This window comes from Micromonospora sp. LZ34, from assembly GCF_052981855.1.
The window spans coordinates 34316-47895 of sequence record NZ_JBRIQN010000031.1; the positions used below are offsets into that span (position 1 = coordinate 34316).

At 69.1% G+C, this 13580-nt stretch carries 12 protein-coding genes, 1 tRNA gene and 1 pseudogene; 7 read left to right on the forward strand and 7 right to left on the reverse strand.

Going from position 1 to position 13580, the window contains the following annotated elements; all coding sequences use genetic code 11:
• Nucleotides 1-117: 117 nt before the first annotated feature.
• Nucleotides 118-843 (forward strand): hypothetical protein, encoded by a 726-nt coding sequence (locus ACVCAH_RS26710; RefSeq protein ID WP_447138966.1) that lies wholly within the window; start codon nucleotides 118-120, stop codon nucleotides 841-843.
• On the opposite strand, the pseudogene ACVCAH_RS26715 reads toward ACVCAH_RS26710, so the two are convergent.
• Nucleotides 765-1151 (reverse strand): annotated as a pseudogene (locus ACVCAH_RS26715) (DUF6924 domain-containing protein); the annotation flags it as partial. The gene ACVCAH_RS26710 and the pseudogene ACVCAH_RS26715 sit on opposite strands and share 79 nt — an antisense overlap.
• A gap of 59 nt (nucleotides 1152-1210) precedes the next feature.
• On the opposite strand from ACVCAH_RS26715, the gene ACVCAH_RS26720 reads away from it, so the two are divergent.
• Nucleotides 1211-1369, forward strand: a complete 159-nt coding sequence (locus ACVCAH_RS26720; protein WP_447138967.1) for a hypothetical protein — start codon at nucleotides 1211-1213, stop codon at nucleotides 1367-1369.
• Nucleotides 1370-1377: 8 nt separating this feature from the next.
• A complete protein-coding gene (locus tag ACVCAH_RS26725) occupies nucleotides 1378-1596 on the forward strand; it encodes a hypothetical protein (protein WP_447138968.1) in 219 nt (72 codons plus the stop codon).
• Between the two features lie 433 nt (nucleotides 1597-2029).
• Here ACVCAH_RS26725 and ACVCAH_RS26730 read toward each other — a convergent pair whose 3' ends face one another.
• Nucleotides 2030-2701: an HNH endonuclease family protein gene (locus ACVCAH_RS26730; RefSeq protein ID WP_447138969.1), complete on the reverse strand. Its 672-nt coding sequence runs from the start codon at nucleotides 2699-2701 to the stop codon at nucleotides 2030-2032.
• Between the two features lie 376 nt (nucleotides 2702-3077).
• Here ACVCAH_RS26730 and recD2 point away from each other — a divergent pair, with 376 nt between their 5' ends.
• Nucleotides 3078-5288: an SF1B family DNA helicase RecD2 gene (recD2, locus tag ACVCAH_RS26735; RefSeq protein ID WP_447138970.1), complete on the forward strand. Its 2211-nt coding sequence runs from the start codon at nucleotides 3078-3080 to the stop codon at nucleotides 5286-5288.
• Between the two features lie 93 nt (nucleotides 5289-5381).
• Nucleotides 5382-5579 carry a hypothetical protein gene (locus ACVCAH_RS26740; protein WP_447139016.1) on the forward strand — a complete coding sequence of 66 codons (198 nt, stop codon included), beginning with the start codon at nucleotides 5382-5384 and terminating at the stop codon, nucleotides 5577-5579.
• 352 nt (nucleotides 5580-5931) lie between these two features.
• On the opposite strand, the gene ACVCAH_RS26745 is transcribed toward ACVCAH_RS26740, so the two are convergent.
• Together ACVCAH_RS26745 and ACVCAH_RS26750 are read right to left on the reverse strand one after the other, a co-directional pair.
• A complete protein-coding gene (locus ACVCAH_RS26745) occupies nucleotides 5932-7170 on the reverse strand; it encodes a helix-turn-helix domain-containing protein (RefSeq protein ID WP_447138971.1) in 1239 nt (412 codons plus the stop codon).
• Between the two features lie 34 nt (nucleotides 7171-7204).
• Nucleotides 7205-7618 carry an NUDIX hydrolase gene (locus ACVCAH_RS26750; RefSeq protein ID WP_447138972.1) on the reverse strand — a complete coding sequence of 138 codons (414 nt, stop codon included), beginning with the start codon at nucleotides 7616-7618 and terminating at the stop codon, nucleotides 7205-7207.
• Nucleotides 7619-7779: 161 nt separating this feature from the next.
• Here ACVCAH_RS26750 and ACVCAH_RS26755 point away from each other — a divergent pair, with 161 nt between their 5' ends.
• On the forward strand, nucleotides 7780-8433 hold the full coding sequence (locus tag ACVCAH_RS26755) for a TauD/TfdA family dioxygenase (protein ID WP_447138973.1): 654 nt from the start codon (nucleotides 7780-7782) through the stop codon (nucleotides 8431-8433).
• On the opposite strand, the gene ACVCAH_RS26760 is transcribed toward ACVCAH_RS26755, so the two are convergent.
• On the reverse strand, nucleotides 8366-9436 hold the full coding sequence (locus ACVCAH_RS26760) for an argonaute/piwi family protein (RefSeq protein ID WP_447138974.1): 1071 nt from the start codon (nucleotides 9434-9436) through the stop codon (nucleotides 8366-8368). The two genes, ACVCAH_RS26755 and ACVCAH_RS26760, sit on opposite strands and share 68 nt — an antisense overlap.
• A gap of 371 nt (nucleotides 9437-9807) precedes the next feature.
• Complete coding sequence (locus ACVCAH_RS26765) at nucleotides 9808-11259, reverse strand: DUF4365 domain-containing protein (RefSeq protein WP_447138975.1); 1452 nt, start codon at nucleotides 11257-11259, stop codon at nucleotides 9808-9810.
• Between the two features lie 766 nt (nucleotides 11260-12025).
• On the opposite strand from ACVCAH_RS26765, the gene ACVCAH_RS26770 reads away from it, so the two are divergent.
• A tRNA-Arg gene (locus tag ACVCAH_RS26770) sits at nucleotides 12026-12101 on the forward strand.
• Nucleotides 12102-12389: 288 nt separating this feature from the next.
• On the opposite strand, the gene ACVCAH_RS26775 is transcribed toward ACVCAH_RS26770, so the two are convergent.
• Nucleotides 12390-13562 (reverse strand): LPXTG cell wall anchor domain-containing protein, encoded by a 1173-nt coding sequence (locus tag ACVCAH_RS26775; protein WP_447138976.1) that lies wholly within the window; start codon nucleotides 13560-13562, stop codon nucleotides 12390-12392.
• Nucleotides 13563-13580: the final 18 nt, after the last annotated feature.

The following is a 13580-nucleotide window of genomic DNA, read 5'->3' on the forward strand; positions in this document are numbered from 1 at the left end:
AGGGCCTGCGGTACTTTCTTCACCAACACCAATCGGTTAACAGGCGAAGTTCCTGCCGCGATGCCGGACGTCTCACATGAGGCGACAACCGGTATCCACATTGGAGGCAATGATTTGATGAGTTCCTACACCATCACCATCGCCGCTGACGATCCCAGTCGAGCGACCACAACCCTGAAGGTCGAGGTGAACGACACCACCCCGCGCATCACCGAACTGGTGGTACGCGCCGGGCAGGGGGACGGGCTGACCGCGGGCCAGATCCCCGCGGTCGACCTGGATCTGCTGTTGAGGGCGATCGCGCCCGCCGCCGGTGGGCGGCAGGCGATAGCCACGCCGCCCATCGCCGTATCCGACGAGGCACCCGCAGCCGGCGCCGTGCCCGTTGACGACGGTGAGCCCGCCGCCGAGCTGACAGCGGTCCAGCCCACCGCCCCTACCACGGGTGCGGATGAGCCAGCTACGAGTAACCCTGAAGGCGCTGGTGCGGTTGACGTCGTGGTGCCCAAGCAGGCGTCACCGGCGACCAAGGCAAGCAAAGCGAAGAAGGTAACCCGGGCGTCAGGCGCCGGCGCGACCCACAGCCGAGCGGGCAAGCCGAAGACCGTAACGGGGGCCAAGGCCACGACTACGGCAACGAAGGCCAGGAAGCGGACCGGCCAAGGCGGATCCTCCGGAGGCGAGGGACGGGTGTACCGGCGCTCACCGGTCGATCTCGAAGCGGTCTACCAGCAGGCCGGCAATGTGACGGCTGTCGCCGACCATTATGACGTGCCCCGGCACACCGCCCAGGGGTGGATCCGCACGCTGCGCCGCCGGCAAGCCGGGCCAATTTCTGAGTAGGGAAACGGGTACCGGGTCGGAACGGGCCAACAGGGGTGCCACTTCAAGGCGCGGGATAAGACCTGACGGCGAGGGCTATCGACGTGCTGGGACAAGCTGTCAGTCTGTCGTCTCCGGCCCGGGCGGCCGGTACTGGTAGACCTTGTGCCTCGCCCTCCAGTCCGCGGCGTGCCCAACTCGGCGGGCTCTCCTTCACGGGCTTGATCAGTCACCCTCGAAGCCGCGAAAGTGCCGGACTCGTCGGCGGCGTCGGCGAAGTCGGCGAAGCCCATGTTCGCGTTAGACATGTTGGCGGAGACTTCGGCGTACCAGCGGGGCGGCCACCAGGAAGGTGCGGCGACCCCCCAGACGCCGAAGGGACGTGATCATGACCGGGCGGGACAGGAGACAGGCACGCGGAGCAGGGAGGTCGGCGGCGTCGGAACACATGGCCGGGGTGGCCGGCCTGGCCAGCGCGGTCGCGGGCCTGATCGCGGCGGTGGCGGGGCTGCTCACCGCAGTAGGCGCCACGGCGGGCGGCCGCTGATGCCCGCCGTGGAGGCATGGTTCCTGGGTGGCCCGGTCGACGGTCGCCTGGCACCGGTCGAGGTCGACGAGACGGGAGCACCGCCGCGGACGCTGCTGCTCACGCAGAGCGGCTACTACATCGGCGCCGCCGACCAGCCGAACCAGCCTGTTGAGCACCAGTACGTCCGCGACGAGCTGGAGGACCTCCCGCCGGTATACCGCTATGTCGGACGGGACGACGGATGACGGCATGTGCACACCACCCGGCAGATAGGTGCCGGCGGTAACGCGCAAGCGAGTGCCCGGACCACGACCTCGCTGACGCGGCTGGCGTCAGGCTGCCAGTCTCTCGGGCACAGGCGCATCCCGCCGTCGGCGGCACCGGGAAGGGCGGCCGAGACGTGTGTCGGCAGCCACCGCGTCCCCGGCCTGGCAGCGGAAAGCGTTCCAGGCCGGGGACGCGGTGGCCCTGCTGTCGCCGCCGCGGCAATCACGGATCTGCTACGCCTCGGCTGGCATGTTCGTACGGCACGACGATCGGGCGTAGTGCTACCGGTGCGGGGGCCGGTGGTCAGCCGGCCCCGCCGTGCCTATGCCCAACCGACGGCCATCTGCAGTGCGGAACGACCGCGCGGCGTCGACGCGCGGAGAGCATGGTGAACCCCGGTCGGGGTTCCGGTCATGACGAGCAGGTATTGAGCATGCTCTGCAGGGCGGACTTCTCCGACGACTGCAGCTTGAGGCCCCAGCTGTACTTCACGGTGATCCACATCTTGCTGTAGGTGCACCGGTACGCCGTCCGGGGCGGCTGCCACGTCGACGGGTCCTGGTCGCCCTTGGACTGGTTGACGTTGTCCGTGACCGCGATCAGCTGCGGACGGCTGAGGTCGTTGGCGAAGCTCTGCCGCCGGCTGGTGGTCCAGGAGCTTGCGCCGGAGCGCCACGCCTCGGCCAGGGGCACGACGTGGTCGATGTCGACGTCGGAGGCGGCGTACCAGGTCGCCCCGTCGTACGGGCTGTACCAGCGCCCGGACACGGCCGCGCAGGAGCTGTCGACGACGACGGAGGTGCCGTCGCGCTTGAGGACCTGCTCGCGGGTGTTGCAGGCGCCGCTGATGGTGATCCAGTGCGGGAACAGGTCCCGCGAGTAGCCGCTCGTGGAGCCTTGCGCCGCCACGGTCAGGGCGTTGAGCTGCGACTGCGCCGTCGCCTTCGACGGGATCCCCGGCGGAGTCGCCGACGCCGGCTGAGCGTTCGCGACGACCAGTCCGGCACCGGCGACCATGGCCATCGCGGCCGCCGCGGCTCGGCGTGCGCGGCCAGGGTGGGTGAAGAATCGTGGGATTCGCATGTGAGGCCTCCTCGGTGCCGGGGACGAGACAATGACCGTCTCTCACGATCGTGGCCATCGAACGTCATCCCTGTAAAGGCGCGGCGGCGCAACTCCGACGTTTCACCCCCGAGCCTCGGCCTCCGCGCCGCGCCGCCGAATCGGATGGTGACCGCCGGGGCCCTGCCTGCCGCCCCGGCGTGCCGCTGATGACGAGGTCGCACTGGCCGGGGCGAGGGCGCCACCCTGACCCGTAGTGACGAACCGTGAGGTGCCGCGGCGGGAAGGCCCATCGGCTTCCCGGTAACCAGCGAGTCACGCCGTCACCCATCCTGAGTTGCAGGCGAGGGGCTGGGCGGGTGTCTGTGCCGGGTCGACAGGCGGCACGATGTGAGGCATGACCGCTCCCGCCCGCGTACCGCTTGCCGTCCTGGACGCGGTGCTCGAGCGGTTGACCTACGTCAACGAGGAAACCGGCTACACCGTCGCCCGCGTCGCCACCGACCGCGGCAGCGACCTGTTGACGGTGGTCGGCGCGTTGCTGGGTGCGCAGCCGGGGGAGAGCCTGCGCCTGCACGGGCGATGGTCATCCCATCCGAAGTACGGCAAGCAATTCGAAGTCGACTCCTACACCACCGTCCTGCCGGCCACGATCCAGGGCATTCAGCGCTACCTCGGCTCCGGTCTGGTCAAGGGCATCGGACCGGTGTTCGCCGAGCGGATCGTGGCCCACTTCGGCCTGGACACCCTCCGCGTCATCGAGGAGGAACCCTCCCGGCTGGTCGAGGTGCCCGGTCTGGGACCGAGACGCACGGCGAAGATCACCGCGGCGTGGGAAGAGCAGAAGGCCATCAAGGAAGTGATGGTCTTCCTCCAAGGCGTCGGCGTGTCCACCTCCCTCGCCGTGCGGATCTTCAAGAAGTACGCCGACGCGTCGATCTCGGTGGTACGCAATGAGCCGTACCGGCTGGCGGCCGACGTGTGGGGCATCGGGTTCAAGACCGCCGACACCATCGCCCAAGCCGTCGGCATCCCCCACGACAGCCCGCAGCGAGTCATGGCCGGACTGCAGTACACCCTGTCCGAGGCCACCGACTCCGGCCACTGCTACCTGCCCGCACCCGAGGTGGTCGCTGACGCCACGAAGATCCTCGACGTGCCCGCCGACCTCGTCACCGACTGCCTCGACACCCTGGCCGCTGGCGAGGGCGTCGTCCGCGAACCCCTGCCCGGCGGCGACGGAGAGCCGGTGCACGCGGTGTACCTGGTGCCGTTCCACCGCGCCGAGCAGTCCCTCGCCTCCTCGCTGCTGCGCCTACTCGGCGATCGGGCCGACCGGCTGCCCCACTTCACGAACGTCGACTGGGGAAAGGCCCTCACCTGGCTGAAGGCCCGCACCGGCGTGGACCTGGCCCCCGAACAGGAACAGGCCGTCCGCCTCGCCCTCACCTCGAAAGTCGCGGTCCTGACCGGTGGGCCGGGCTGCGGCAAGAGCTTCACCGTCCGCTCCATCGTCGAACTCGCCGCCGCGAAGAAAGCCAAGGTCACCCTCGTCGCCCCGACCGGCCGCGCCGCCAAACGCCTCTCGGAGCTGACCGGCCACCCCGCCGCGACCGTCCACCGGCTGCTGCAGCTGCGTCCGGGAGGGGAGGCCTCCTACGACCGGGACAACCCTCTCGACGTCGACCTCCTCGTCGTCGACGAGGCCTCCATGCTCGACCTGATCCTGGCCAACAAACTCGTCAAGGCCGTCCCGCCCGGCGCGCACCTGCTCCTGGTCGGCGACGTCGACCAACTCCCCTCCGTCGGCGCCGGAGAAGTCCTGCGCGACCTGCTCGCCGCCCCCACTGTTCCGCGGGTGCGGTTGACGCAGATCTTCCGCCAGGCCGCCCAGTCCGGCGTCGTCACCAACGCCCACCGCATCAACGCCGGCCGCCCACCCCTCCTCGAGGGCATGGCGGACTTCTTCCTGTTCGCCTGCGACGACACCGACGCCACCGCCGCGCTCACCGTCGACGTCGCCTGCACCCGCATCCCCGCCAAGTTCGGCCTCGACCCGCGCCGGGACGTGCAGGTCCTCACCCCCATGCACCGCGGCCCCGCCGGCGCCGCCGCCCTGAACACGCTGCTGCAGCAGCGCCTCACCCCGCACCGCGAAGGCCAGCCAGAGCGGCGGATGGGCGGGCGGGTGTTCCGCGTCGGCGACAAGGTCACCCAGATCCGCAACAACTACGACAAAGGCCAAGCCGGCGTCTTCAACGGCACCCTCGGCATCGTCACCCACCTCTCCACCGAAGAGCAGACCCTGACGGTGCGCACCGACGAGGACGAGACCATCGACTACGACTTCGACGAACTCGACGAACTAGCCCACGCCTACGCCATGACCATCCACCGCTCCCAGGGCTCCGAGTACCCTGCCGTGGTCATCCCCCTGACCACCAGCGCCTGGATGATGCTGCAACGCAACCTGCTCTACACCGCCGTCACCCGCGCCAAACAACTCGTCGTCCTCGTCGGCTCCCGCCGCGCCCTCGCCGCCGCCGTCCGCACCGTCGGCGCCGGCCGCCGCCACACCGCCCTCGACCACCGACTCACCCGCCTGTGACACCGGCCGTTGAGATCGGTTCGGGTGCGTACCGGTTGGCTCAAAGGCCGTACGCCACGTCCCGGCGCTGGTGGGGTGCGTACGGTCGAGGACGTGAACGTGCTGCTGCGCGGCGGACCGGGTGACGGCCAGGTGGTGCCCGGCGGCGGGGAAACCGTCACCTGGCAGGCCTGCCTGTACGAGATCACGCCCGAGTACGGCCGCCGGCACGGACGCGACCTGCGCGTGTACCGGCACCGCCCCGACTGCTGCGAGCCGTACGGCCGAGGCGCCGAGGACCGCTGCGAGTGACCTGCCCGTCCGGATGTGCGCAGCAGTGACGCCAACCCCACCCCGCCAAGCATTCGAACATGCGTACGATCACCTCGCGGATGAGGAGGTCCGGCGGTGGTGGAACGGGATCTGGGGGCGCCTGGCGCGCCGGGACGTGTGGCTCATCCGCCGAACGCGCTGGACGGCCCGCGCCGGCGACAGCGAGACGGGCAGGGTGCTGCGGTGGGAGTTCGAGGCGGAGCCGGAGGCCCTGCGCATGGTCGATCGCCTGCTGCGTGCCGATGCCGCCGGGCAGTGGCGCGAGCAGGGCCGCAGCGGGTCCCCAGGGTCGCGGCCGGAGCAGCAGCCGGACGCGCCTCCGGAATGCCGATTATGGGGACTGGGTGCCGGCCGGGTTGGGCTCGGGGATGCGGAGTCTTTCCAGCGCTTGGCGCGCGAGTTCCCCGACAGCGGGGAGATGCGACGTGGAGGCCCGGATCGTGCGCTGGATTTGGTGCGGTAGGCGATGCTGCTCGGCGATGGTGATCGCGGCCCGGAACGCCGTCTCGGCATGCGATGCGTCGGCGCGGGCCAGGAGCAGTTCGCCGGTGGTGGCGTGGAGGATCGCCTGCCATTGCGGTGGTATCGCGGTGATGGACATCCGGTGGCGATCGAGCAGGTCGGTGGCCAGGTCGGGTCGGTGTGTGTGGACCAGTCCGCGCAGGTGCACTTCGTAAAGGGCGTAATGGCTGGTGAGTCCTGTGCCGGGTTTGGCGTCGACCAGTCGCCAGGCGTCGGTGATGGCGTGGTCGAACAGGGTGGGGTCCCCGAGTTCGCCGGCGGCTCGGGCGAGCTGTACCAGGGCGGCACCTCGGTCGGGATTAGGCGCAAGTTCCACTGAGCGGCGGAGTCGGGCAACGGCGGCGTTGGGCCGTTCGATTTTGCGTAGCTCGTTGCCGTGTACTCGGAGGGTGAAGGCGAGCAGCTCCTGGTCGTTGAGGTGTTCGGCCAGCCACAGCGCCCGGCCGGTCCAGCGGGCGGCGCTGACCAGGCGTTCCTCGGGCAGGACGTAGCCGAGTGAGACGCCGAGTTCGGCGCGGGCACGGGCGAGCAGGAGCATCACGTCCCGCTCGACGTGCCCGTCGGCGACCCGGCTTTCTAGGCGGGTGATCAGCGGCCAGAGCTCGTTGACGGCGTCGGCGCCGTGCCCGGACTGTCGTGCGATCGCGGCGAGGCGGATGGTCGACTCGCCGAACTGGAGCATCGCGGTGAAGTCGGCGTCGTCGGGGTCGCTTACCCCGAGGGTGTGCGCAGGCAGGCCGAGGTGACGGGCGATCCGAAGCCGGGCCGCGACATCGCTGATCTCCCGCCGCCCCGTTTCGATCATCGAAATGTACGTGGGGTCGTAGCCGAGCAACTCCGCCAGACGTCGTTGGCTCAGACCGGTCGCGGCCCGGTAGGTGCGAATGATGACCGCGAGATCGCCGCTGGCCAGCGCAGCCCGTGCGGTATCGGTGGTCCACAACCACAAGGCCGAGCCGCCACGGCGCTGTACGGGGACTGGGAGGGCGGCACTGGCGATGGCATGGCAAGCCGGGCACAGCTGGGACGTGCTCCAGCGGCTGACCATGGCCCCGCAACCGCCGCACCGCATCGTCGGTCGCCTACATGGCTCGGGTACTGAGCTTGGCGTACCAGGTCGCGACGGACCTCTTGTACCCGTCTGGCATGGGCAGCGCCGCGGCCTCGGCCTCGGTGAACAGGCCGGCTTCCTTGTGCTCGTAGCTGACGACCGGATCGGCGTCGGTGCCGACGTGGCAGCCGTACGTGATGATCAGGACATCGACGCCGTCGCGGATGTGATACTGCCAAGCGTCCAGCAGCGGGCCAGCGGTGACTTGCCAGCCGACCTCCTCAACGATCTCCCGGGCCACGCACTCCGCCGGTTCCTCGCCGAGATCCAGCTTCCCGCCCGGCAGCTCCCACTCGTCGCGCTCGTTGCGTAGCAACAGCACGCGGCCGTTGCGAACTACGACGCCCTTGACGGAGACAGGGAACAGGTGCGGCTGGTAGCTCATCGACCGGCTTCCCTCCACTGGCGCAGGACCTGGACCGTCCGGAACGTAGCACGGTCATTGCTCAACATCGGGCGCCTCGGCGTTGACAATCCGTCACTTGAACCAAGCGGTAGGTGCAGCCATGGTGAACGCCGACAACGCGATCCACCGGAGGTGACCAGATGCGCGACGTCGATGACCTGCCCCACGTCGACCTATGCGACCCGGGCAGCGCGGCTCGCATCTTGAGTGGCCTCACCACGCACGGCATCACGATCTTCCACGGCGGAGCCGAGCGCGACGATCTGCTCTGTACAGCCCGGTCATTGATCAAAATCCGCACGCACCGCGACAGCGACTTTAACGGAGTGACCACCATCGCCCAGCGGCCAGCGCCCAACGACGGAAGAACCAGCGTGGCGGGCTTCACCGACCGCGAGCTCTGGCCCCACACCGAAGGATCGGCCGTATGCCGGCCACCGCGCGTCCTGATGCTGGCATGTCTTCGGCCGGCGCAGACCGGTGGACGTAGTCATCTGGTCGACGGACGCGACCTCTACGACGAGATCGCCCGCACCGAACCCGCCATGCTCGCGGCGCTGTCCCAGCCCCGATCCGCGTACTTCGGCGGAGGATCCGGCCACCTTGGCGCGGTCTTCGAACAGACGACCGAGGGCCGGATAGCCGTCCGTGGCTCGCATAGCCGGCCACGGTGCACGGGCGCGTGGCCGAGTCGGTTTCGCGGGCCTCGGAGGTCGTGGCAGTGCCCTACATGTATTGGGCGTACCGTGTCGCGATCTCCTCGGCCGGGTTACAGAACCGGAGTATCTGCTTGACCTGGTCCGCTGTGCGGAGGGTGATGGGGAACCGGCCGTCAAGTTGTGACTGGTTCCAGTTCATCTTGCTCAGGGCGAGGACCTCGGTGGCAAGCTCACGTGGGCTGATGGTGAGTCGGGCCGGACGGAGGCCGACTGGCCGAGGGACGTACATCCCGGGGTAGGTGGAGTAGAAGTCGACGCTGCCCTTGGTGTAGACGAGGTGCTCCGATGCCGAGAGGGTCATGAACGTCCCCCGTAGCGGTGGCGCGGCGCCGGGCCGGAACAGCAGAGCGTCTTCGCTGTTGGTGATCCAGATCAGGTCGAGGGCGTACAGCTCCCGGTCGTCGGCTGCGGCGGTGAACCCGTCGACCTCGTCAGGGTTGAATCGGGACGACTTGTGGATGGCCACCCGGGCAGGGAGGGTGCGGTGTTCCCGCTTGTAGACGGCGAGGGCGTTGAGCAGCAGGTTCTTTGCGTCGGCGGCGAGGAGGTGGGGCTGTTTGTCGTCGCGGCTGACGTGCGCGGTTCCGCCTCGGACGATGACGCCGTCGCCGCGCTCGTTGAAGATGTGGGCGACCGCGGTATCTAGCGCGTCGGCGGAAGCGGCGCGGTAGAAGGAGATGCCCACGTAGCAGGTGGGGAGGTCGGTTGACGTGCGTCGGAGACGCCACGGCACGCCGCCGGCCTTGTAGTAGAGCGCGACGTGCAGGTTCCATGCCCGGGTCGCCTCGTCCTGCCGACTCCGCCGCGGGGGCGGCGGCGTCGATTCATCCCAGGTGCTTCGCCGCAGGATCTGCAGAGGCTTGCCGAGTCGTAGCGCCCGGGCCTTGAGGAGGTCGTGGAAGTTGGCGATGACCGGCGAGGAGGCACGACCTCGCCGGCGGCCGGCGGCATCGTCCTCGGGCTTTGGCGGGGCGGCGAGGTGCACGTCGTCGAGGGTGTCAGGGCGAGCTACCACGATGACGTCGACCCGGTTGTCCTCCGCGATCGCCTCCAGCTCATCCATGTAGACGTCGACCATGGCCTTGACCGCGAGTTCGCCCGGTAGGCCGGCTGCCTGCTCAAGCGCCCGAGGCGACACCTCCCGGCAGTTGCGATCGGCGAAGGTCAGAGCGGTGAAAAGGCCGACCTCTGTGTCGCAACCTGGGAAAGCTGGAAACAAGTGTGGATACTTCGCGTCCTTGGCGTCGATCGGCTGCCGGCAGCGATCGACCCACCGACGGAGTCCGTCGAGGTGATCTCGGGGCCCGACGAGGCCGAGTCGGATGGTGGTCGGGGCTCCCTCGAGTCCGAGGTCGGCCGGACCGTAGGCCGAGATGCCAAACCGGGGATCGACGTGGCGCTGCCCGCCACCGAACTCAAGTTCCGGCTCGTTGAGAACGTCGATCTGCATCAGTCACTGCTCCGGCTGTCGCGGCCTCGGGGACGTGGCACTCGCTTCGTGACCCGGCGGGGTGAGCGAGGGTTCGGCCGAGCCGGGGCGGTGGCGGCTTCGGTCATCCCGTTCAGCAACGAGAGAAGGTCGTCCTGGTCGACCCCGGCCCGCTGTAGCGCCGCGTCTACCCCGGCGTCGGTACGGTCGTCGCCGGCATCGTCGTCGGCGCCGGTACCGGGAGCCGGCCCCCACCAGTCGTCGTCGATGCCACGGTCGACCTCGAATGTCAGCAGCCTGCCGAAGGTGAGCAGGGAACCGGCGGTCAGGAGATCGCCCTGGAGGTATCCCTCCCACATGCGCGTCCAGCCAAGAACCGCCGGGTGGCGCTCCAATCGCTTGATGCCGGCAAGCAGCCCGTCGGCGAAGGACGACTCCTTCCAGCCGTCGTGGCTGAAGCAGTAGTCGATGCCGAGCTGGCACAGCCACTGCCCGTCGATTCGTCGGAATCGCGGGTTGACGGCGGCGTGGTGGTAGTAGCTCACCCGCTCCGGCTCGGCCTTGGAGTAGTGGGGTCCGAACACCGTACGGCCCCGTCTGCCGTTGCCTCGGCCGACCACGCGGGGAGCCAGGTCGTGAGTGGCACGGAAGTGCATGTGATGGCGATCTTGGTGCCACTGGACATCGCGTCTGCGGTCGTTGACGAGCGTCCGACGCAGCAGGTCGCCGAAACGGTGCAGACGATCGTCGTCGTCGCTGTCGGCCCACTCGGCGGTATCGTGCCGCTCGACCCCGCCGTCACACAGTCTGCGAAGAGGCTGGCTGCGTAGGTCTCCGAAGCTGATGACCATCTTGTCGTGCAGGATCCAGGCCGCCGCCTCGCCCGGCGTGTCCCGCAGAATCTCCCAGGCCGTGCGGTAGTCGTCCACGACCGCGGGCGCGACGAAGATGTGGTCCGGGAAGGCCTCGACGGGCAGCAGGTTCGAGGTCAGCAGTTCCTTCTTCGGAGGCGGTGGTAGGAAGAGACCGGAGTCGCGGGGCACGCCGATGCGGAGCATCGCCGGGGCGGCGGACTTGTCGAAGACCTGGGCGTGCTTGTTGACGGTCACCGTCCGTTCGGCGCGTCGCCGGGGATCGCTGAACTCCGCTCGGATGTCTACCCACCAGGCCAGGTCCTCAGTTGGCCGGGACAGCACCACGATCACCGGCGCGTTGCCCCCGAGCCAGTAGTCGAGGTCCTCCGGCTTCGGCGTCCACTGGAAGCTATCGGCGGTCTCGAAGGTGTGCGGACGGTTGCTGGCCTTGCTCTGCACCATGATGACCCGGTTGAGCGCGCAGCCGTCCGCGACGAGCTCGATCTCCCCGTCGATGCCGTGGTCCACCCGCCGGTCGTGGTACAGGAAGCCCATCTCATTGACGCGACGACTGATCATCGAGACCCCGCCCTCGCCGATCAGCGTCTGCGGACTCACCCTCTTGCCCCGCTTGGGCGGCACGGCTATCACCCCACGTCTCTGCCTGACCTGCCCGTCACGAAGGACGCACGAGGCGCTTTTCGATTATCGGCGCGCAGTACGACACTTCTGAGCCTTGGTCAACTAGGGCCATTCCCGGTTCTACCCGTGCGACCCAGTCGGATCCGGCATGCCGCCGGGCGCAATGACGGTAACTCTGCGTAGCGATGCGGGTAGGCGGGCAACGGGAGGACGCCGCTCCTGGGTGCTCCGGTGGGTGCTCGGACGTCGGGGAACTGACGTGGACGCGCCGGGGCTGAGCAGGATTTTCGCCCTCGCTCGTACCTCGCGGCGCTATAGATGCTGCTCGATAGTGTCCCAGACCTGCGGTGATGTGGCCGGATTGGCGCGGACTGCCCGGACGCTGCCGTACGTCCGCCACTCTCCATAAGGGCAGGTTCCCTCGCCAGCGCGGCGGCCGACGAGTGGACGAGGACGGAAGTTCGCTCTCCAAATAGGGAGCCTGGCGGACCGCGCCCTGGTGGTGACCTTCGGGCCTGTTGATTGCTGTCGCTGTGCTCGGGATCTGCTCGGTGAGTCGTGGGAACTGCCGGGCAGTCGTGGTCAGCGCTGGGCATAGACGGGCACGGAACCCGGCCGGTCGGCGACCGCATGCTCCATGTGTGCTCCGCCGGTCGGCGCAACGGCAGCCCACACCGGTGGGCACGGGAGGGCACTCCTGGGCACTCGTGGGTATCCGCTGGCAGGTAGGCTAGGCACTTGCGCCCTCGTAGCTCAGGGGATAGAGCATCGGTTTCCTAAACCGTGTGTCGCAGGTTCGAATCCTGCCGGGGGCACCAGGTCACAGCCTTGATCAACGATCACTGATCCGCCTTCCGGGGCTTCCGTGCCCGCTGCGTGCCCGATCGCCTCGCCACCTTCGCCCGACTCGCCGCTGCTAGGACCCCATGCGTCCAGGCCGGGGGGTTAGCCACCTTGATCTCATAATCCCTCGGTCGCGGGTTCGAGTCCCGCCCGCCCCACCACGGAACGCCCTGCGCTCCTCGCGGCCCTCGGGATCGTCGGCCCGGCGGTCGGGATCCTGGAGGGCCAGCTGCGCACCGCCGACACCGGTCACCCGTCGAGGGTCACCGGATGGCCCGGCGTCGTCGGGTCAGGAGCAGCAGCACGCCGCCACCCACCAGCATGGCGAGGCCGGCCCCGGCGGTCAGCCCGGCCTGGGACCCGGTGATCGGCAAGCTGCCGCCACCACCAGCGCCACCACCGTCACCGGGGCTGCCGCCACTACCTCCGCCGCTGCTGTTCGCAGCCACCACGACCGCGAACCCGTCCTGGTTGTCGCTGTCGTCCACGTCAACTGCCCGAACGGCGACGGCGTTCGTGGGAAGGTCGCTCCGCGCCGGGCCGGAAAGGTCCGACCGCGGGTCGCTCAGGCCCTCGACCCGGACGGTCCCGTTCCGCAACGTGACCGGCGCCTTCGTGGCGGCCGACACCGTCACCAGGTGGTACAGCTCGACGGCGGAGTGGAGCTGGTCGTTCGGGTCGGTGTCCTGGTCGACAGGAACGAGGGCCAGCCGGTCGTAGGTGCAGACCGCCGCACGCCCGGCGTCACTGAGGACGCATTCATCCGGCGGCCTGGTGAACCTCGCGCCCGTGGGCACGCGCAGTTCGACCTTGACGCCATCGACCGGCTTCCGCCCCTGGTTGGCGATCGTGTAGCGCACCGCGCCCGTCTCGCCCGGATTCAACGTGCCGGTGGATGCGAGGCTGCCGTCGGCAGCGATCCGCACCGACTGCGTCACGTCCGGCGCGACCACCGAAAGGTCGGCTTCGGGGTGATCCACCACCTGGATCGGGAACCACTTCGTATTGTCGGCCGGATACGTGTCGACCGGCTTGACCTCGACCGTCACCTTGATCCGGCCCGAGAGAGGCTCTCCGGTCTGGACGGTGGCGAGGATGGGAAGCTCCACCGTCTCGCCCGGCGCCGGAAGCTGATCCGGCAGCAGGTCGCAGTACCAGCCGGAGACATCGCCGTCGCAGTCACGCGGCCCGCCGGTCGGCCAGAGCATGATCCTGAAATCGAACCTATCCAGCTCCGACGCGTCGACCCGGACGACGACCCGGGTCGGGGTCGCGTCGCCCCGGTTGCTGATCTTCAGGTGAAGCGTCTTCTTCGTGACCCCCAGCGGAATCGTCGCGCCGGCCAGGTCGACAGTGAGGTCCGCACCCGCCGGCGCCGCCGAGGCGGACGCGGCGGGCACGCCGACCCCTCCGATAAGAAGCAGCACGGTGGCCACCGTTCGGGGCAGCCACGG

What these genes read in the sequence shown, in the direction of transcription:
- ACVCAH_RS26710 (WP_447138966.1), top strand. Translation starts at nt 118, where the DNA reads ATGAGTTCCTACACCATCACCATCGCCGCTGACGATCCCAGTCGAGCG.
- ACVCAH_RS26720 (WP_447138967.1), top strand. Translation starts at nt 1,211, where the DNA reads ATGACCGGGCGGGACAGGAGACAGGCACGCGGAGCAGGGAGGTCGGCG.
- ACVCAH_RS26730 (WP_447138969.1), bottom strand. Translation starts at nt 2,701, where the DNA reads ATGCGAATCCCACGATTCTTCACCCACCCTGGCCGCGCACGCCGAGCC.
- recD2 (WP_447138970.1), top strand. Translation starts at nt 3,078, where the DNA reads ATGACCGCTCCCGCCCGCGTACCGCTTGCCGTCCTGGACGCGGTGCTC.
- ACVCAH_RS26745 (WP_447138971.1), bottom strand. Translation starts at nt 7,170, where the DNA reads ATGGTCAGCCGCTGGAGCACGTCCCAGCTGTGCCCGGCTTGCCATGCC.
- ACVCAH_RS26750 (WP_447138972.1), bottom strand. Translation starts at nt 7,618, where the DNA reads ATGAGCTACCAGCCGCACCTGTTCCCTGTCTCCGTCAAGGGCGTCGTA.
- ACVCAH_RS26755 (WP_447138973.1), top strand. Translation starts at nt 7,780, where the DNA reads ATGCGCGACGTCGATGACCTGCCCCACGTCGACCTATGCGACCCGGGC.
- ACVCAH_RS26760 (WP_447138974.1), bottom strand. Translation starts at nt 9,436, where the DNA reads ATGGTCGACGTCTACATGGATGAGCTGGAGGCGATCGCGGAGGACAAC.